Annotated in this window: 19 protein-coding genes; 12 read left to right on the top strand and 7 right to left on the bottom strand. The window is 63.2% G+C overall.

Annotation, left to right across the window (positions count from 1 at the left end):
- Window positions 1-1,286, bottom strand: a 1,286-nt coding sequence (locus QMX97_RS23895; RefSeq protein ID WP_282397732.1) for a Wzz/FepE/Etk N-terminal domain-containing protein, incomplete at its 3' end; no start/stop codon positions are given.
- A gap of 191 nt (window positions 1,287-1,477) precedes the next feature.
- A complete protein-coding gene (locus QMX97_RS23890; RefSeq protein WP_065906177.1) occupies window positions 1,478-1,918 on the bottom strand; it encodes a low molecular weight protein-tyrosine-phosphatase in 441 nt (146 codons plus the stop codon).
- A gap of 243 nt (window positions 1,919-2,161) precedes the next feature.
- Between QMX97_RS23890 and QMX97_RS23885 the strand changes: the two genes are divergently transcribed.
- Window positions 2,162-2,470, top strand: a complete 309-nt coding sequence (locus QMX97_RS23885; protein WP_226939989.1) for a phosphomannomutase — start codon at window positions 2,162-2,164, stop codon at window positions 2,468-2,470.
- Window positions 2,467-2,799 carry a hypothetical protein gene (locus QMX97_RS23880; RefSeq protein WP_282397731.1) on the top strand — a complete coding sequence of 111 codons (333 nt, stop codon included), beginning with the start codon at window positions 2,467-2,469 and terminating at the stop codon, window positions 2,797-2,799. Before QMX97_RS23885 ends, QMX97_RS23880 begins: the two co-directional genes overlap by 4 nt.
- Here QMX97_RS23880 and QMX97_RS23875 read toward each other — a convergent pair.
- From QMX97_RS23875 to QMX97_RS23865, 3 genes are all read right to left on the bottom strand, one after another.
- On the bottom strand, window positions 2,751-3,374 hold the full coding sequence (locus tag QMX97_RS23875) for a hypothetical protein (RefSeq protein WP_282397730.1): 624 nt from the start codon (window positions 3,372-3,374) through the stop codon (window positions 2,751-2,753). The genes QMX97_RS23880 and QMX97_RS23875 overlap by 49 nt on opposite strands.
- Window positions 3,375-3,455: 81 nt before the next feature.
- Window positions 3,456-4,214, bottom strand: coding sequence for an ABC transporter ATP-binding protein (locus QMX97_RS23870; RefSeq protein ID WP_282397729.1), 759 nt, complete (start codon window positions 4,212-4,214; stop codon window positions 3,456-3,458).
- 1 nt (window position 4,215) lies between these two features.
- Window positions 4,216-5,037, bottom strand: a complete 822-nt coding sequence (locus QMX97_RS23865; protein ID WP_065906171.1) for an ABC transporter permease — start codon at window positions 5,035-5,037, stop codon at window positions 4,216-4,218.
- Window positions 5,038-5,310: 273 nt separating this feature from the next.
- Between QMX97_RS23865 and QMX97_RS23860 the strand changes: the two genes are divergently transcribed.
- Window positions 5,311-6,393, top strand: a complete 1,083-nt coding sequence (locus QMX97_RS23860; protein ID WP_065906169.1) for an LLM class flavin-dependent oxidoreductase — start codon at window positions 5,311-5,313, stop codon at window positions 6,391-6,393.
- A gap of 62 nt (window positions 6,394-6,455) precedes the next feature.
- Here QMX97_RS23860 and QMX97_RS23855 read toward each other — a convergent pair whose 3' ends face one another.
- Both QMX97_RS23855 and QMX97_RS23850 read right to left on the bottom strand, forming a co-directional pair.
- Window positions 6,456-7,250, bottom strand: coding sequence for a class II aldolase/adducin family protein (locus QMX97_RS23855; protein ID WP_065906167.1), 795 nt, complete (start codon window positions 7,248-7,250; stop codon window positions 6,456-6,458).
- Window positions 7,251-7,476: 226 nt separating this feature from the next.
- Window positions 7,477-8,382 (bottom strand): LysR family transcriptional regulator, encoded by a 906-nt coding sequence (locus QMX97_RS23850; protein ID WP_065906163.1) that lies wholly within the window; start codon window positions 8,380-8,382, stop codon window positions 7,477-7,479.
- A gap of 213 nt (window positions 8,383-8,595) precedes the next feature.
- Between QMX97_RS23850 and QMX97_RS23845 the strand changes: the two genes are divergently transcribed.
- From QMX97_RS23845 to QMX97_RS23805, 9 genes are all read left to right on the top strand, one after another.
- Window positions 8,596-9,207, top strand: coding sequence for a cysteine dioxygenase (locus QMX97_RS23845; RefSeq protein ID WP_065906162.1), 612 nt, complete (start codon window positions 8,596-8,598; stop codon window positions 9,205-9,207).
- Window positions 9,204-10,787, top strand: coding sequence for a rhodanese-related sulfurtransferase (locus QMX97_RS23840; RefSeq protein WP_282397728.1), 1,584 nt, complete (start codon window positions 9,204-9,206; stop codon window positions 10,785-10,787). The genes QMX97_RS23845 and QMX97_RS23840 overlap by 4 nt, the downstream gene beginning before the upstream one ends.
- Window positions 10,788-10,882: 95 nt before the next feature.
- Window positions 10,883-11,713: a TauD/TfdA family dioxygenase gene (locus tag QMX97_RS23835; protein ID WP_065906160.1), complete on the top strand. Its 831-nt coding sequence runs from the start codon at window positions 10,883-10,885 to the stop codon at window positions 11,711-11,713.
- A 158-nt stretch (window positions 11,714-11,871) separates the two neighbouring features.
- Window positions 11,872-14,325 (top strand): TonB-dependent receptor, encoded by a 2,454-nt coding sequence (locus QMX97_RS23830; RefSeq protein WP_282397727.1) that lies wholly within the window; start codon window positions 11,872-11,874, stop codon window positions 14,323-14,325.
- A gap of 10 nt (window positions 14,326-14,335) precedes the next feature.
- Window positions 14,336-15,865, top strand: a complete 1,530-nt coding sequence (locus QMX97_RS23825) for an FAD-binding protein (RefSeq protein WP_282397726.1) — start codon at window positions 14,336-14,338, stop codon at window positions 15,863-15,865.
- On the top strand, window positions 15,862-16,227 hold the full coding sequence (locus QMX97_RS23820; protein ID WP_282397725.1) for a ferredoxin family protein: 366 nt from the start codon (window positions 15,862-15,864) through the stop codon (window positions 16,225-16,227). Before QMX97_RS23825 ends, QMX97_RS23820 begins: the two co-directional genes overlap by 4 nt.
- A gap of 157 nt (window positions 16,228-16,384) precedes the next feature.
- Window positions 16,385-17,359, top strand: a complete 975-nt coding sequence (locus QMX97_RS23815; RefSeq protein ID WP_282397724.1) for an ABC transporter substrate-binding protein — start codon at window positions 16,385-16,387, stop codon at window positions 17,357-17,359.
- A gap of 12 nt (window positions 17,360-17,371) precedes the next feature.
- Window positions 17,372-18,736, top strand: a complete 1,365-nt coding sequence (locus QMX97_RS23810) for an LLM class flavin-dependent oxidoreductase (RefSeq protein ID WP_282397723.1) — start codon at window positions 17,372-17,374, stop codon at window positions 18,734-18,736.
- Window positions 18,733-19,416: a peroxiredoxin-like family protein gene (locus QMX97_RS23805; protein ID WP_282397722.1), complete on the top strand. Its 684-nt coding sequence runs from the start codon at window positions 18,733-18,735 to the stop codon at window positions 19,414-19,416. The genes QMX97_RS23810 and QMX97_RS23805 overlap by 4 nt, the downstream gene beginning before the upstream one ends.
- The last annotated feature ends 62 nt before the right edge of the window (window positions 19,417-19,478 follow it).

Below are 19,478 nucleotides of genomic sequence, written 5' to 3'. Positions count from 1 at the left end.
TCGATCAGGCGCACATTGCCCACGGTGCCGGCGCGCATCACATCCAGCTCCTGATACTTGTTCAGCAGTTGGGTGTAGATCTCGGTGCTGACCTTCAGGTCGCGGGTCAGGCTCAGCAGCTCCTGCTGCGTGGTGGGCAGGCTCTCGACCTTCTTGGCCAACTCATCCTGACGTGCGGTCAGCTCGGCCAATTGGGTCAGCAACGCTCGATACACCGGGTGCTGGGGGGTGAACTTTCGTTCTATTTCCGCCTGCTGCATCTTGAGTTCGGAGATGCTCGCATCCAGCGCGACGATCTGGTCGAGAATCGCCTTGGCTTCCAGGCTGATGTCGATGGTTTTATTGCGGATCTGAAACTGGTTCAGCGCGGTTTCCGCCTGCTCGACGTCCTTGCGCACCTGCGGCAACTGATCCTTGAGGAACGCCAGGCTCTGGGCCGCTTCGGCCGAAGTGCGATCAATGTTCTGTCGCACGTAGATCCGCGCCACTTCATTGAGCACCTGGATCGCGGCCGCCGGGCGCGTGCTTTCCAGCGCCAGGCCGATGATGCCTGACTCCTTGCCCCGCTCCGCCACATCCAGCAGTTTCTGATAGCGCAGGATAGTGGTCAGGCGCGGCGAACGGACCACGCTGAACTGCGTCCCCGGGTTGGCCTGAAGCGCATCGACCTGCAGCCTGATGCCATTGCTCTCATAGAAGCGCCCGACCTGGCCTGCCAGCAACACCTGGTCATCCGGGTCCGTCAGGGTAAAACTCGCGCCCTCGCCGGCCGTCAAGGTCAGCTCCTGGCCAAGCAGTTCAGCGGGCAGCTGCAACCGCGAAAACGTCAACAGCTCACCGCCCCAGCCGAAGCGGTCCAGGCCGAACCAGGGGCTGGCCACGGCACGCGGCTCGGCAGGTTTGAAACGCCGGGCGATAAAATCCCCCACCAACGGAAAGCGCCGGGGCTTGACCTCAAGGTCCAGGTTCAGGTTATCGACGGCGGTACCGATGGTGATTCGCGAACGGATCAGCTCGATTTCGGTGACGGTGGGCGACTCCTTGCCCAACAGACTGCCGACATCCGAAAACCCCAACATGTCGCCCTTTTTCGGCTCGACCTGCACCAGTGCCGTGGCTTGATAGACAGGTGTCGACAACACGGCATAGGCCACGCCAAGGGCCATGAAGGCGGCACTGATGACACCAATCAGCCATTTATGATCCAGCAGTGTCCCCACCAGCATCATAAAATCCAGATCAGTTTCTTCAGTGTTATGTGACGTTACAGTGGGTGCTGATTGCATAAGTCAGTTCTTTTTTCCTGCAAATAGTCAAAGCATGGCACAGGGTGCAAGACGCCCGGCTCCCTGCACGTTTAACGACTTCACTCAATACACAAACGCTCACTAGTGCCGGATAAAACACCCCAGGCTTATTTAACTAGGCGTTACTCTTTTTAACAGTGATCAATAGCGTTTTATTGCAGTGACCGTGTTCAGCCGACTAACCGCTGCGCCCAAGCCTGGGCGGCTTGTTCGATCAACGCATAGGCATGCACAAATGCCGGTTTACCCTGGCGATAAGGGTCTTTGATCTCACGGTTCTGCTGCCACTTGCCCAGCAGGAACACCTTGCCCCGCGCTTCGGGCGCAAGGCTCAGCACCCCGTCGATATGCCGTTGCTCCATGACCAGGATCAAGTCCGCATCACTCACCGCATCGCTGGTCAGCTGGCGCGCCTTATGCAGGCACGGGCCATGCCCATGCTCTTGCAAAACCTGTGAAGCCGTGGGTTCCAGCGGGTGATCGGACAATGCCGCCAACCCCGCCGAACTCACTTCAATAGCGGAAGACGCCAGCGCCGTGCGGAGCAGTTTTTCCGCGGTGGGACTGCGACAGATATTGCCGACACACACGATCAAAATCCTATTGAACAAGGCAACCTCTCACGCGCCGCAGAAGATGAATAGTTAAAGGTAAGTGCCTGCGCCCTGAATAAAACAGCAACACAACCTCAACACAGCAGCCAGGCAATTATGAACACAGGCTTTATTATTCGACCATCTCTTGAGGCAGACGAAAAATAACAAGCATTAATCATCCGACAAAATCTAACATTCACTTACTTCCTCGCAACATCATAATAAAGTGCCACCGGAACAGAACGGCGAGGAGCGGCCATGAACACGTCAAAGTTATTGGTAGAACGTATTGGCTTATTCCCCTCTTCGGGAAACATCCATATTGATGTGAATAATTCGACCAGCGTTGTCGCGCGCATGCAGGTGCTCTATGCCAGCAACTCCCTGGACACCGACGAAACCGGCGCGGGGCTGTCGATGGTGTTCGCCGACTGGCGCTTCAAATTGCAGGTCAGCGACGCGTTGTCGGTGTGCCTGTGCGTGGAAAGTCGCGGTGACAGCCAGTTCATGCAGGTAAAAACCGCCGAATTGCTGGCGAATATCTCCGGCACCGAGGAACGGCCATGAGCCTGTGGGGGGAAGTGAAACGCGGGTATGCGCTGCGAAAGCTCACGGGAATGTTCGAAGGGTTTGCGGAGCCGGCCTCGCCAGAACAGTACCAGCGCAACACCCAGGCCATCGGGCATTGGCTGGACCAGTTGCACGGCAGCTCCCCGCAGCAGATCACCCAGGCGTTGTTCGGGCAAATGAAGAGCGCGCGCCGTCGACGTGATGCACGACGCTTTCAGGCACAGACGCAATTGCTGGCGTTGATGGTGGACAGCAACCTGGCGCTGGACCTGGCGGCCTACTCAGCCTGCCTGGGCGCTGCGTCCAGGCGCCAGGCAGGCTCCTGATAAGCACGCTCGGCCCCTGACAGCGTCACCGCGACGCGGTTGAGCAACAGTTCGGCGTTGTATTTGGGCATCAGGGCGCAGACCAGCAGCACCGCCAGGCCGGCACCGATGAACGCCGGGGACACCTTGACCTCGGTGGGTTCAATCCGCCACAGAAAGGCAATCGCCGCAATGCCACCCAGCACCGCACCGGCCAGAGCTTCATTGAGCGGATGGATAAAGGGGGCGACACAGTAGGCGCTGAACCAGAGCCCCAGCAGCAGGCCCACCAGCGCCGCCGGCCAGCGCAGGGCCGCGTTGAACTGACGCGCCAGCAGGCTTGAGCCCACGGTCAGCATCAGGCAGGTGTTCATGGCGTGGCCACTGAGTACGGCAATGTCCACGTGTTGAAAGGACAAGCCCCAGCCTTTGAACAGCAACTTGCTGAACGCCACGATCGAATACGTGACACCCACCGTCACGATCCAGCCTCGCAGTGCCCACGGGCTGGAATACCGCAGCCACACAGCAATGATGAGGGCAGCCGGAATCATCACGGTAATCCCGCCAAACTGCGCTAGTTCTGCTCGCATCATTGCCCAACCGTTGACGTGCCCGTTTCGGCGCCCATCAGACCTCAGGCCAGGCGAAATTACAACGTTAGGCTCGGTCAGCCTTTACCCATGCGCCACGCGCCGCAGGTTGATCGCCGGCGGACGCGCCGCCGGTACATCGACTTCCACGCCGAGCAGGTTCAGCAAGCGCGCCCGGATCGCCTGGAAACCGTCCTGGCCGGTGTCCCGCGAACGCGGCAGATCGATGCGCAGTTGCTCGGCGATCTTGCCGTCGGCCAGCACGATCACCCGGTCGGCCAGCAGGATTGCTTCGTCCACATCGTGGGTCACCAGCAGCACCGCCGGTGTGTGCTTGCGCCACAGCTCGATGATCAGGCGGTGCATCTTGATCCGGGTCAGCGCGTCGAGGGCGGCGAAGGGTTCGTCCAGCAGCAACAGCTTGGGTTCGCGCACCAGTCCACGGGCCAGGGCCACGCGCTGGGCTTCGCCGCCGGAGAGGGTCGCCGGGTAGGCCTCAAGGCGATGGGCCAGGCCGACTTCCGTCAAGGCTTGCACCGCCCGCGCCTTGGCTTCGGGAATGCGCATGCCGAGGATCACGTTTTTCCAGGCGCGCTTCCATGGCATCAGGCGCGGCTCCTGGAACACCGCCGCCCGCGCCTTGGGCACCCGCAATTGGCCGCTGTCGATACTGTCGAGTCCGGCCAGGCTGCGCAGCAAGGTAGTCTTGCCCGAGCCGCTGGCGCCGAGCAAGGCGACGAATTCGCCGGGGGCGATGTCCAGGTCAAGCCCATCGATGACCCGTTGCTGGCCGAATTGGCGCACCACATTGCGCAACTGCACCGCAGCTTCAATCGTCGACATATCAGTTCCTCACAAAGGATGGGCGCCAGGCCAGGGCGAAACGTTCGAGGGTGCGGATCAGGCCGTCGATCAACAGGCCGAGTACGCTGTAGATCAGCAGGCAGATCACGATCACATCGGTGCGCATGAAATCGCGGGCATCACTGGCGAGGAAGCCGATGCCGGCGGTGGTGTTGATCTGCTCGACAAACACCAGTGCCAACCACGAGATGCCCAGGGCATAGCGCAGGCCGACAAAAAACGAGGGCAACGAGCCGGGCAAGATCACATGCCAGATCAGCTCGCGGCGGTTCAGGCCCAGGGTGTTGGCGGCCTCGATCAATTTGGGGTCGATGTTGCGGATGCCGGCGAACAGGTTGAGGTACACCGGGAACGTGGTGCCGGTGACGATCAGCGCGATCTTGGTGAACTCGCCAATGCCGAACCACAGGATGAACAGCGGCACCAGGGCCAGCGAAGGAATGGTGCGCAGCATCTGCATGGGCGAATCGAGGATCACCTCGCCGCGCTTGGACAAGCCGGTGATCAAGGCCGCCACCACGCCGATGCTGACGCCGATACTCAAGCCGAACAACGCGCGTTGCAGCGACACCAGCAGGTGCTTGCCGAGTTCGCCGGAGACGATCATCGCCCACAGCGTGCCGCCGATCTGCGAAGGCGCGGCGATCACGCGCGTGGGGATCCAGCCCAACTGCGAGGCCAGCTCCCAGAGCAGCAACAGCACGATCGGGCTGACCAGCCGCAGCACCGCGTCGGGCGTGCGCCAGCCACGGGTCGCTTTCAGCTGACCCTCGGCTTTATTGAGGGAAATCGTCTCGGTCATTGGCCTTCCTGTTCAAAACGTCACGGCCGGGAGCGCCGTTGCGGGTCCATGCTAAGCGCATAAAAAACCCTGGTGAAAGTCTTTCTGGGAATAACCTAATGCGATCAACATGCAAATTGCTGATACATCAAATAATTTATGATTCTGTTTTTTAATAATTAGGTTAGAACCAATCGGCATTTTACAGGCCCCTTCCCTGCCCCTACTTTGGACGCGAATAACCGACCCCCTGCCCGGCGGAGGTGCAACCCGCGAACTCGACAAGGACAGACCATGAGCATTGAATTCATCGGCTACATCGGCGGCCACCACGCTTCCGAGATCCACCCGCGCAGCGGCCCGACCCTGCAACCGGACTACGTGGAAACCGTGGCCCGCGCCCACGAAGAGGCCGGCTTCGACCGCGCCCTGGTGGCCTTCCATTCCAACAGCCCGGACAGCACGCTGATCGCCTCGCATGCCGCCAGCGTGACCAAGAAGCTGCAATTTCTGATCGCGCATCGCCCAGGCTTTGCCCAGCCGACCCTGGCCGCACGCCAGTTCACCACCCTCGACGTATTCAACGGCGGGCGCACCGCCGTGCATATCATCACCGGCGGCGACGACCGCGAACTGCGCGCCGATGGCAGCCATATCGGCAAGGACGAACGCTACGCGCGCACTGACGAATACTTGAGCGTGGTGCGCCAGGAATGGACCAGCGAGCAACCGTTCGACTTCACGGGCACCTACTACCAGGTCGAAGGCGCGTATTCCACGGTGAAGTCGCCGCAACAGCCGCATATCCCGCTGTACTTCGGCGGTTCCTCCCAGGCCGCGATTGAAGTGGCGGGCAAGCACGCCGACGTGTACGCGCTGTGGGGCGAAACCTACGAGCAAGTGCGCGAAATCGTGACCCAGGTGCGCGCCGAGGCGGCCAAGCACGGGCGCACCATCCGCTTCAGCCTGTCGTTGCGGCCGATCCTGGCCGAGACCGAGGAACTGGCATGGGCACGTGCCGAGACCATCCTGCAGCAGGCTACCGCGCTGGCCGAGAAGAATGGCTTTGTACGCCGCGAACCGCCGAATGAAGGCTCGCGCCGCTTGCTGGCAGCGGCAGCACAGGGCTCGCGCCTGGACAAGCGTCTGTGGACCGGGATTGCGGGCTTGCTCGGGGCCCAGGGGAACTCGACCTCCCTGGTCGGGACCGCCGAGCAAGTCGCCGAGGCGCTGGTGGATTACTACGACTTGGGGATCACCACCTTCCTGATCCGTGGGTTCGATCCGCTCAACGATGCGATCGATTACGGCAAGCGGTTGATCCCGCTCACCCGCCAGCTGATCGCCGAGCGCGAGCAAGCACAACAAGTGGCATAAACACACGCCCTGCAGGCGCAGGCAAGCCAGCCCCTGCCGGGGGGCTGGCGCTTATATGCAGATCAGTTCTTGTAGTCGGTATCGGTGCGTTCCAACTGCCGGATCAGCGCATTCCAATGCCGCGCCACCCCCGGTCCATCCCCCGCCTTGAACGCCTCAGCCTGTTTCTCGACCTTGGCCACCACCTCGGCCGGCGGGAAGATTAACTCTGCGTTGCCCGCCGCCTGCGCCGCGATCTGGATATTGCATGCGCGCTCCAGCCCCTGCAGTTGCTGGAAGGCGTGTTCGACGCTGATCCCGGCGGTCAACAGGCCGTGGTTGCGCAGGATCATCACACTCTTGTCACCCAGGTCGGCGACCAGGCGCTCGCGCTCGTCGAGGTCCAGCGCCACGCCTTCGTACCCGTGGTAAGCCACGCGCCCGGAGAAACCGATGGAATGCTGGGAGATCGGCAGCAGGCCGTCTTTCTGCGCCGACACTGCGATGCCGTCGCGGGTATGCGTGTGCAGCACTGCTTGCAAGTCATGGCGTGCGCCGTGGATGGCGCTGTGGATCACGTAGCCGGCGTAGTTGATGCCCAGGCCGGTAGGGTCGTCGACGATGGTGCCGTCGAGGTCGACCTTGACCAGGTTGGAGGCGCTGATTTCATCGAACAACAGGCCGAAGGCGTTGATCAGGAAATGCTCCTCCGGGCCCGGTACGCGGGCGGAGAAGTGCGTGTAGATGTGGTCGGTCCACTTGTACAGGGCCGCCAGGCGATAAGCGGCGGCCAGTTTGACGCGCACTTCCCATTCTTCCGGAGTGACGCGCTGGCGAACATTGTTGGAAACGCTGGAGATCGAGGTGACGCTGCTCATGGCAAAACTTCCTGGATGGCCTTAAGGACTTCCAGGCAAGCCTAGGGGATGCAAAAAAATAATAAAAAGCACATTTTAATCTAAGCTAATTATCATATTTTTTTATAACCCAACTGACACCATCTCCTCCTGCAGAAGCCCGGCTTGCCGGCGATGGCGTCCTTGAGCAATGCCCTGGTCTCGAGGGTCTCATCGCCGGCCAGCCGGGCTCCTGCACCGGGCGGTGTCAGGCGGCGTTGCGGATCTTGTGCAGGGAATTTGCGACCAGCTTGCCGAACGCATCCACCGGCCCCTGCAGGTTGCCGAGGAAGTGCGGGTAGATCAGCCACAGGTCCATCACCGGCTTGAAGTCCTTGAGCGGCATCACCGCCAGTTGCTCGCGGTGCGCGCTGCGCTCCAGCAGGGGCCGTGGCACCAGGCCCAGGCCGAGGCCGTCCGCCACCAGGCCCAGTTGCAGCTCGGTGCCGAAGGTTTCCAGGTTGACCCGCAAGGCCAGGCCCTGGTCCGACAAGGTGCGCTGCAACCCCGCGCGGAAGCCGCAACCGTCCGGGTTGAGGATCCAGCCGCTCTGGTACACGTCCGCCAGCTTGCAGGGTTTCTTCGGCAGTTGTGCCTTGGCACACACCACCACCAATTCCATCTTGCCGATCGACTCGCCCACCACGTTGTCCGGGAAAATCTTGCCGGCCGGGAACAGCGCCGCCGCGGCATCCAACTCACCGCGCTCGATCTTGCCCACCAGTTGGCTGCCCCAGCCGGTGGCGACCTGGGCGCGCAGATCGGGGTATTCGGTACGCAGGTGCTTGAGCGCATCGAGCAGCACCACGTCGCCGATGGTCTGCGGCACGCCCAGGCGCAGCAGGCCGGTGGGCGGTGCGTCGGTGGCGACCAGCTCGCGCAGGGCATCCATCTCGCGCAGGATCAGCCGGCATTGTTCATAGACGCGGGTGCCGATCAGCGTAGGCTTGAGGGGCTTGGTGTTGCGGTCGAACAACTCCACACCCAGCGCCTGCTCGAAGTTCTGCACACGGCGGGTAATGGCCGGCTGGGTCAGTTGCAACGACTCGGCGGCATGGCTGATGGACTGGCAACGAATCACTTCGACAAAGGCATCGATATCGTCAATTTTCATTTGGGCCGCACATAGAGAACAGTCATTAAGATGTGTGCGAAGCATAGTTGCACGAACGCTGTCTGGATAGCCCGCGCTGCAATCGATAACGTCTAACGCTATTCAGACCGGTTCTAAATTACCTGCAGCTATAAGCTAATCATTAAAAAATAGCATATTAACTATAAACATTATGCTTAGATAAACCCATCAACACCCACCGATGGAATTGTCATGACCCAGGCCCGACACCCCGAGAGACTCAGAGCCTTCATAGGCGCCCTGGCGGAATTGATCGACGGCAATCCACGCGAAGGCGACCTGTTGCACCGTGGCGGCAAACTGCTCGCGCAACTGGTCAGCCATGATGACTGGCTCCCCGATGAATTTGCCCAACCCGACCCCGAGCGCTACCAGCAATTTTTGCTGCATGCCGATTCGCGCCAGCGCTTCAGCATCGTCAGCTTTGTCTGGGGGCCGGGGCAAAGCACGCCGATCCATGACCACCGAGTGTGGGGCCTGATCGGCATGTTGCGCGGCGCGGAATTTTCCCAAGGCTTCGAGCGCGCGCCTGACGGTCGCCTGGTCGCCGAAGGCAAACCGATCCAGCTGGTGCCGGGCCAGGTCGAGGCGGTGTCGCCCAAGGTCGGCGATATCCATCAGGTCAGCAATGCCCACAGCGACCAGGTGTCCATCAGCATTCATGTGTACGGCGCCAATATCGGCGCCGTGCGCCGCGCGGTGTACCAGCCCGACGGCAGCGAGAAACTGTTTATCTCCGGTTATTCCAACGCCTTCCTCCCGAATATCTGGGATTTGTCCAAAGAAAAGAGCCCTGCCCTATGAGTACCGTATCGACCCGTAGCTTCGCCCGGATTCGCCAGGCCCTGTTGGACCGTGAAGAAGTCGCCCTGGTGGACGTGCGCGAAGAAGCGCCGTTTGCCGAGTCCCACCCGCTGTTCGCCGCGAACATCCCGCTGTCCAAGCTGGAGCTGGAGGTGTATTCGCGCATCCCGCGCCGTGACACCCAGGTCACCGTCTACGACAACGGTGAAGGCCTGGCCGCCCGCGCCGCCGAGCGCCTGGTTGCGCTGGGCTACACCCAGGTGAGCCTGTTGGAAGGCGGGCTGGAAGGTTGGCGCCAGGCCGGTGGCGAGCTGTTTATCGACGTCAATGTGCCCAGCAAGGCATTCGGCGAGCTGGTCGAAAGCGAGCGCCACACACCCTCGCTGGCCGCTGAAGAAGTGCAGGCGCTGCTCGACAACCAGGCCGATGTGGTGGTGCTCGACGCCCGCCGCTTCGACGAATACCAGACCATGAGTATCCCCACCGGCATCAGCGTGCCCGGTGCCGAACTGGTATTGCGCGCCCGTGAACTGGCGCCCGACCCGGCCACCCGCATCATCGTCAACTGCGCCGGGCGGACCCGCAGCATTATCGGCACGCAGTCGCTGATCAACGCCGGCGTGGCCAACCCCGTCTCCGCACTGCGCAACGGCACCATCGGCTGGACATTGGCCGGGCAGAAGCTCGCCCACGGCCAATCGCGCCGCTTTGCACCGACCTCGGAAGAACACCGCCAGGTCGCCGCCGTCGATGCGCGCCGCGTCGCCGACAAGGCCCGCGTTGGCCGGGCCACCCTCGCCGATCTGCACGCCTGGCAGCAGCAAACCGCGCGCACCACCTACCTGTTCGATGTGCGCACCCCGGAAGAATTCGAAGCCGGGCACCTGCCGGGCGCCCGCTCCACCCCCGGCGGCCAGTTGGTGCAGGAAACCGACCACGTCGCCAGTGTGCGCGGTGCGCGCCTGGTGCTGGCGGATGACGACGGCGTGCGCGCCAACATGTCCGCCTCCTGGCTGGCGCAACTGGGCTGGGAAGTGCACGTGCTGGATGACTTGCAACCGGCGCACTTCAGCGAAAAAGGCGCCTGGGTCGCGCCGGTGCCCGCGCCGCCCCAGGCCGAATTGATCAGCCCGCAGACCCTCGCCGAATGGCAGGCCCACGGCGATACCGTGGTGCTGGATTTCACTGCCAGCGCCAACTACGTGAAGCGCCATATCCCCGGCGCCTGGTGGGCCCTGCGCGCGCAGTTGCCCGAAGCCCTGGCCAAGGTGCCGGCCGCCCAGCGCTATGTACTCACCTGCGGCAGCAGCCAACTGGCGCGCCTGGCGGTGGCCGAGGTCGAGGCCATCACCGGCAAGCAGGTGTTCCTGCTGCAGGACGGCACCGCCGGCTGGATCAACGCGCAACTGCCGCTGGAGGAAGGCGAGACCCACCTGGCCTCCCCGCGCATCGACCGCTATCGCCGTCCATACGAAGGCACCGACAACCCCAAGGAAGCCATGCAGGCTTACCTGGACTGGGAATTCGGCCTGGTCGAGCAACTGGGTCGCGACGGCACCCACGGTTTCTATGTGATCTGATTGACCTGACCCGCCTGCACCCACCCCGGGTGCAGGCCCCCACATCCGACCCCTCTCCAGGCGGAGGCTGAACCCACACACGAGAGGACACCCGCATGACCCTGCATATCACCCGCCTGGAACCCACCCTCGGCGCCGAAATCGGCGGTATCGACCTGCGCCAGCCGCTGACCTCGGCGCTGCGCGATGAACTGCGCCACCTGCTGCTCACGCACAAGGTGCTGTTCTTCCGCGACCAGGCCATCAACACCGAACAGCAGATCGCCTTCGCCAAGGAATTCGGCGAGCTGTACGTGCACCCCACCACCCAGCAAAACGACCCGTCGCGCCCCCAGGCCCACCTGATCGAAGCCCAGGACGAGCGCAAGCTCTACGGCCCGCGCACCAGCGGCCGTTGGCACACCGACACCAGCTGGTTGCTGCAACCCACGCTCGGCGCCGTGCTGCGCGCGGTGGACTTGCCGGAAGTCGGCGGCGACACCCTGTGGGCCGACACCGGGGCGGTGTACCGCGCGTTGCCGGATGACCTGCGCGCTGAAATCGACAACCTGCATGTGGTCCACGACTTCAAGAAAGCCCTCGACAAGGTCGGCTACGACTACCCGATCCTCGCCCACCCGCTGGTGCGCACCCACCCGGAAACCGGCGAAGACGGGCTGTTCATCAACTTCTCGCAGAACCCTTCGGTGATCGGCTGGACGCCCCAGCAAAGCAAGCAACTGATCGACCGCCTGCTGCAGGAATTCAACAAGCCGGAACATCAGGTGCGCTTCAAGTGGCGTCCAGGCTCGGTGGCGTTCTGGGACAACCGCTCGACCCTGCACTACCCGGTCTACAACTACGGCGACTACCCGCGTCGCATGGAGCGGGTGCTGATTGCCTATGACGACATTCCGCATCGGGTCAGAGCCGCTGACGCGGCCTGATCACCCTTTAAAAGTCCCACACAGATTCACTGTGGCAGCGGGCTTGCTCGCGAAGGCGGCGGTTCAGCCAGCTCATGGGTAGCTGACACCACCTTCGCGAGCCAGCCCGCGCCCACACGGGATCTGCGGTGTTCTTTGGTCTCCTGGAATCAGCCCCCATGCCTCCATCCCGCTTTCAATACGGCGCAGTCGCGCTGACCCTGCTCGCCATAAATGTCCCGGCCCAAGCCGAAGACCCGGACAAAACCCTCGGTACCGTGGTGGTCACCGGCAACCGTGGCAATCAGGCGCGGACCATCGCCGACAGCCCCTCACCCATCGACGTGATCAGTGCCGAACAGCTGCAGGCCAGTGGCAAGGTCGGCCTCAAGGAACTCCTGGCGCGCCTGCTGCCGTCGTTCAACCTGCCGGCGATCAATGGTGGTGGGACCTCGTGGTCGGTGCGCGGAGTGACCATGCGCGGGCTGTCCGGCGACCAGGTGCTGGTCCTGGTCAACGGCAAGCGCCGCCACAACACCGCGCTGATCAACAACCTGGCGCGCATCGGCACGGCGGCGGTACCGGTCAACCTCGACCTGATCCCGGTGTCGGCCATCGACCATATCGAAGTGCTCCGCGACGGCGCTTCCGCGCAGTACGGCTCGGACGCAATCGCCGGGGTGATCAATATCATCCTCAAGGAAAACGACAGCGGCGGCAGCGCCGAAACCTCCTTCGGCCGCTACGGTGCGGGCGACGGCGACACCGTGCACCAGACCGTCAACTACGGCCTGGCGCTGCCCAACGACGGCTTCGCCAACCTGGCGCTGGACAGCAAGGAGCAGGAACCCTTCAACCGCACCGGCAGTGCCACCGGCCGCCTCTACGGCACCGCCGCCGCCCCCGACAGCCGCGACCAGACGGTCAACCGCCACGGCTGGAACCCCAGCTACGGCCTGGGTCGCGAGAAGGTCACCAACGCCAGCTACAACCTTGAACTGCCGCTGCAGGACGACCTCAAGTTCTACTCGTTCTCCACCGCCAGCTACATGGAAACCACCAAGGTCACCGGCAACTACCGCCCCAATGAGATCACCTCCCTGGCCGGCGACCCGAACACGCCCTACCCCGATGGCATCCACGCGCAACGGCGCAACCGCACCAAGGACTTCCAGGTGGCGGGCGGCTTCAAGGGCCTGGTCGGTGGTTGGGACTACGACATCAGTTCCACCTGGGGTGAAGACGATTCGACCCTCAACGCCAACAACACCCTCAACCCATCCCTGGGGCCGACCAGCCCGACCTCGTTCAACCTGGCCTCGCAGATCTTCGACCAGTGGACCAACAACCTCGACCTCAGCCGCACCTTCGATATCGGCCTGAGCCACCCGCTGCAAACCGCATTCGGCTTCGAGTACCGCTGGGAGAAATACCAGATCGAGGCCGGCGACTACGCGTCCTATACGCCCGGCAACTACGTGCTTCCCAGTGGTCCCTTCGCCGGCCAAACACCGTTGCCGGGCCTGGCGTCGTATAACGGCACCAGCACCGCGGATGCCGGCGAGATCAGTCGCAGCAACGTCGCCAGCTATGTCGACCTGGGTCTGGACGTGACGGACCGCTGGTACATCGGCGCCGCCGCCCGCTACGAGCGCTACACCCAGGACATCGGCAGCACGTGGAGCGGCAAGCTGTCGACGCGCTTCAAGCTCACGCCCGAGTTTGCCCTGCGCGGCACGATCAACAACGGGTTCCGGGCGCCGTCGCTGGCACAGACGATCTACGCTTCGTCGACCTTCACCTCCGGCGGCGTAGTCAACGGCCAGCAGGTCTCGGTACCGGTCAAGGTGCTGCCGGTGGACACCCCCGAGGCCCAGGCCCTGGGCGCGGAAAAACTCAAGCCCGAGAAGTCGCTGAACTACAGCCTGGGCTTCACCTATGAGCCGACCCCGAACTACCGACTGACCACCGACCTGTACCAGATCGGCATTCGCGACCGCATCGTTTCCACCAGTCTGCTGGGCGGGCCGGCGGTGTCGCAGATCCTGGTCGCCAACGGCCTGTCGCCGGGCCTGTACGCGCAGTACTACACCAACGCCGTCGACACCCGCACCCGTGGCATCGACATCATCAACGAATACCGCCAGCAGCTCGACCAGTACGGCCAGGTGCGCTGGAGCCTGGCCTACAACTGGAACCAGACCAAGATCGAAAAACTCCAGGCCACCCCACCCGCGCTGGCCAGCCTGGGCTCCAACTACCAGATCTTCGACCGCCGCCTGCAAAAGGACCTGACCGTCGCCACCCCGCAATCCAAGTTGATCCTGGCGGCCAATTGGAAGGTCAGCGCCTACACCCTCAACCTCGCCCTGACCCGCTTCGGCAGCTACATCGAAGGTGACAACAACCCGATCAACGATCGCAAGTTCAGCGCCAAATGGATCAGCGATGTCGACGCCGCCTACGACATCACCAAGCATTTCACCGTGGCCCTGGGGGCCAACAACCTGTTCAACGTCTACCCGGATAAAAAAGGCATCAAGGACTGGGCCGGCGGGTACGAGTATGGGCAGTTCTCGCCCTTCGGCTTTGGCGGCGCGTATTACTACACGCGCCTGGCGTACAACTTCTGAGGCGCGGGTGATGACTGAATTGAATAGCGATGTATTGATCATCGGCGGCGGGTTGGCGGGCACCTGGGCCGCCATCGCGGCGGCGCGCGAAGGGGCCAGGGTGATCCTCGTCGACAAGGGCTACTGCGGCACCAGCGGCGTGACCGCCACCGCCGGACCCGGCCACTGGTGGGTGCCACCCGACGCCCGTGAAGCGGCCATCGACAAACGCCTGGGCACCGCCTATGGCCTTGCCGATGCACGCTGGATGGCCCGCGCCATCGACACCACCTGGACCAGCCTGCCGGGGCTGAGCGGCTACTACGACTTCCCGCAGGACGCACATGGCGTGACCCAGTATCGCGGGCTGCGCGGCCCCGAATACCTGCGCGGCCTCAGGCGGCGTGTGCTGGACAGTGGCGTGACGATTCTCGACCACCACCCCGCGCTGGAACTGCTGCGTGACGATCACGGCGCAGTGGTCGGCGCACGCGGCTGGCGCCGCCAGGCCGGCGGTGACTGGCTGATCCGCGCCGGCGCGGTGGTGCTGGCCACGGGCGGCTGCGCGTTCCTGTCGCGCCTGCTGGGCAACCACACCAATACCGGCGACGGCTACCTGATGGCCGCCGAAGCCGGCGCCGAACTGTCGGGCATGGAGTTTTCCAACTACTACTGCATCGCCGCCGCAGGCAGCAGCATGACCCGTTCGATGGTGTACAGCTTTGGCGAGTATTTCGATGCCGCGGATCGGCCGCTGGGGATTGCCACCGGTCCTGGCTTCACCGAAGACCTGGCCAGGGCGCTGCTCAACGGCCCGGTGTATTGCCGCCTGAACCGCGTGCCGCCGGATATCCGCGCACAACTGCCGAGTATCCAGCCGAACCTGATGCTGCCGTTCGACCGGCGCGGGGTCGACCCTTATCGCCAGCGATTCGCCGTGACCCTGCATCCCGAAGGCACCATTCGCGGCGTCGGCGGTTTACGCCTGGTCGATGACGATTGCCAGACCACCGTGCCCGGCGTCTTCGCTGCCGGGGATGCCGCCAGCCGCGAGCCGATTGCCGGCGCCACCTCCGGCGGCGGCGCGCAGAATTCGGCCTGGGCGCTCTCCACCGGGCAATGGGCCGGTCGCGGCGCTGCGCGGCTGGCCCGCGAAAAAGCGCTGTATCTCGGCGCGCTGCGTGGCTTTGACGGCGCGGTGGGCGGCAGTGCCGAACTGATCCAGCGCATCCAGGCCGAAGTCCATCCGCTGGACAAGAACCTGTTCCGCAGCGGCGCCCAACTGGCGCGCTCGCTGCGTGAACTGGACAACATCTGGGACCAGATCAGCGACGGCCCACCCTGCGCCGACAACCCATTGCGCGCCCGCGAAACCGTGGCCATGGCCGCCACCGCGCGTTGGTGCTACACCGCCGCCGCGTTGCGCAAGGAAAGCCGCGGCATGCACCAGCGCAGCGACACACCGCGGCAGCATTCGCAGTTCGACGCGCATTTGCGGTTGGCTGGAGTGGGCCAGGTGCAGGCGCGTTTCGACCCCATCCATCAAGGCCACCCACAATGATTGAACTGATCTACTCCGACCTGTGCAACGGCTGTGGCCAATGTGTCGCCGTCTGCCCCACCAACGTGCTTGCCGCCGATACCTTGGGCAAACCCGTGATCGCCGACCAGCTGGCCTGCCAGACCTGCTTCATGTGCGAGCTGTATTGCAGCAGCGATGCGCTGTACGTCGACCCCGACTGCGAACAACTGCGCCACCCCGATCCCGTCGCAGTCCGCGAAGCCGGGCTGCTCGGCCAATACCGCCGCGACTCGGGCTGGGACGAATGGACCGATGACCCTGCCCACCGCAACGAGCACTGGCGCATGGATGGCATCTTCGCCCTGGCCCGCAGCGCGCCGCCAAATGCAATTAGAGAATAATCAATTAACACATAATCAAATATTTTAATAATTAACATATAACCAAAAAGAACTTCACAGCGAGTTTTTATGGGCATAACGTTAACCCCACTCACCGACCCCTTCTCCAGGCGGAGGTAACCGAACCCCTTCTTGATCTGCCTGGAGCCTGCATCCCATGGTCTTTACCACCCCCTTCAAACGCTTGCTCCTGGGCGCCGCCCTTGCCCTCGGTCTGAGCAGCGGCGCCCACGCCGCCGACCTGCAGCCACTGCGGGTGGCCAACCAGAAATCCACCATCAAGGCTCTCCTGGAAGTCTCAGGCGAAACCAAGAACGTCCCGTATGAAATCCAGTGGTCGGAATTCCCCTCCGCCTCGCCCCTGGGCGAAGCCTTGAATGCCGGCGCCGTGGACATCGGCGCCCTCGGTGATGCGCCCTACGTGTTCGCACTGGGTGCCGGTGCCTCGCTCAAGGTGGTCAGCATCATCCACGCCGAAGGGCGCAATACCACCGCGCTGCTGGTGCCCAAGGACTCGCCGATCAAGACTGTCGCCGACCTCAAGGGCAAGAAGATCGTCACCGGGCGCGGCTCAATCGGTCATTACCTGGCGATCAAGGCCCTGGCCACTGCCGGGCTGACTACCAAGGATGTGCAGTTCATTTTCCTGCTGCCCAGCGAATCACGCCTGGTGCTGGATAACGGCACCGCCGACGCCTGGGCCACCTGGGACCCGTACACCACCGTGGTCACCTCGCAAAGCCAGGCCCGCGTGCTGATCAGTGGCAGCAACCTGCTGAGCAACCACCTGTACCTCGCCGCCACCAGCCAGGCCATCGCCGACAAGCGCCCGCAACTCGACGACTTTGTCGCACGCCTCGACCGCGCCTATGCGTGGGCCAACACCCACCCCAATGAGTACGCAGCCGCCCAGGCCAAGATCACCGGCCTGCCGCTGGCAGTCCACGTGGAAGTGGCCAAGGACACCCGCCTGAGCCCGGTCACCATCGACGACTCGGTGATCAGCGGCCTGCAAGCGACCGCCGACACTTATCAAAAAGAAGGCCTGTTGACCAAGCACATCGACGTGTCGCAAGGCTTCGACAAGAGCTTTAACGCCAAGCGTGTCCCCTTTTCCCAAGCATCGCGCTAACAGGAGCAGAACATGAGCAAGCCACATCCCTCCAAGCCACGCCATTTGAAACTGGGTGCCATGGTCCACGGTGTCGGCCACGGTTGGGGCGAATGGCGCCACCCGAACGCCCAACCGAATGCCAGCACCCACTTCGGGTTCTACAAGCAGCAGACTGAATTGGCCGAAGCTGCCAAGTTCGACTTCGTGTTCATCGCCGACAGCCTGCATATCCATGCCAAATCCAGCCCGCACTACCTCAACCGCTTCGAGCCGCTGACGATCCTCTCGGCCCTCGCCGCCATCACCACGAACATCGGCCTCGTCGCCACGGTGACGGTCAGCTACACCGAGCCCTACCAAGTGGCTCGCCAGTTCTCGTCGCTGGACCATATCAGCGGCGGCCGCGCCGGCTGGAACGTGGTGACCTCGTGGCTCAGCGGCACCGCCGACAACTTCGGCAAGGCCGAGCACCCGCCCCACGCCGTGCGCTACCGCATCGCCAAGGAACACGTGAACGTGGTCAAGGGCCTGTGGGACTCCTGGGAAGACGACGCCTTTGCCTACAACAAGCAAAGCGGCGAATTCTTCACCCCGGACAAGCTGCATGCACTGAATCACAAGGGCGAGTTCTTCGCGGTCAAGGGCCCGCTCAACATCGCACGCTCGCGCCAGGGTCAACCGGTGATTTTCCAGGCCGGTACCTCGGAGGATGGGCGCAACTTCGCCGCCGAAAACTCCGACGCGATCTTTGTGCACGTGGAGAGCATCGAGGAAGGCCTGGCCTATTCCCAGGACCTCAAGCGCCGCGCCACAGGCTTTGGGCGTTACGCCGACAGCCTGTCGATCCTGCCGGGTATCCGGCCGATTGTCGGCCGCGATGAAGCCGAAGTGGAACGCCGCTATCAGCAGGCCGTGGACCTGGTCACCGTCGAAGACGCGATTGTCGCCCTCGGCCGCCCGTTCAATGACCATGACTTCAGCAAGTACCCCCTGGACGCGCCCTTCCCGGAACTTGGCGACCTCGGCGCCAACAGCCAGAAAGGCGGCTCCGACCGGATCAAGCAACTGGCCAGGGACGAAGGCCTGACCCTGCGCGAAGTGGCGCTGCGGTTCTCGCGGCCCAAGCGTGATTTTGTCGGCACCCCGGAGCAAGTCGCCGATGCCATCCAGACCTGGTTCGAGCGCGGTGCCAGCGACGGTTTCATCATCAACTCGGTGCTGCCGGACGGCTTGCAGTATTTCACCGAACTGGTGGTGCCCGTGTTGCAACAGCGCGGCCTGTTCCGCACCGAGTACAGCGGCCACACGCTGCGCGACAACCTTGGCCTGGACGTGCCGGCCAACCGCTACAGCGTCGCCGCCGAGGTCGAAGCGCAACAGGAGGCGCTGGCATGAGCGAATCCCTCAACCGTCAATTAGCGGATCTGCACGCCGAGCGCGTGGCTTCCTGGGCACCGGCGGCGTTGCAGGTCAACATCGACCAGCGCCAGCGCCTGGTCGATGAAGCAAGGCCCGACGACTATGTGCAGGTCGGCGATGAACTGGACCCATTCACCCTGCTCAATGTGGAAGGCGGCGAACTCAACCGCGAACTGTTGCTGGCCGATGGGCCGGCGGTGCTGATCTTCTTCCGCTTTGCCGGCTGCCCGGCGTGCAATCTCGCCCTGCCCTATTACGAACGCCAACTCTACCCACGCCTGCGCGAACTGGGGGTGCCGCTGGTGGCGGTCAGCCCGCAGGTGCCTGAGCGGCTGGTGGAAATCAAGACCCGCCATAACCTGCAATTGCTGGTGGCCAGCGACACCGACAACAACCTCGGCCGGCGCCTGGGCATTCTCTACAGTTTCGACGAAGCCTCGCGCAACGCCGCATTGGCCAAGGGCAACCACATCGGCGACACCACCGGCACCGGGACCTGGGAACTGCCGCAACCGACGGTGGTGGTGATCGCCAGGGACGGCACAGTGGCATTCGTCGAAGTGAGCCCGGATTGGCTGGTGCGCACCGAGGCCGAGCCGGTGCTGCAGGTGGTGGAGCGACTGCTGGGCCAACAGCCCGTACGCATCGCTATCTAAGCCCACAACCCCCTGTAGACGCCGGCTTGCCGGCGCCCACATTTTTGACCGAGTACATTGTT

It is taken from the genome of Pseudomonas sp. PS01298 (assembly GCF_029959745.1).
GTDB lineage: Bacteria > Pseudomonadota > Gammaproteobacteria > Pseudomonadales > Pseudomonadaceae > Aquipseudomonas > Aquipseudomonas aylmerensis.
Note: the sequence above shows the minus strand (reverse complement) of the source record. Positions and strands in the feature narration are given on the sequence as shown.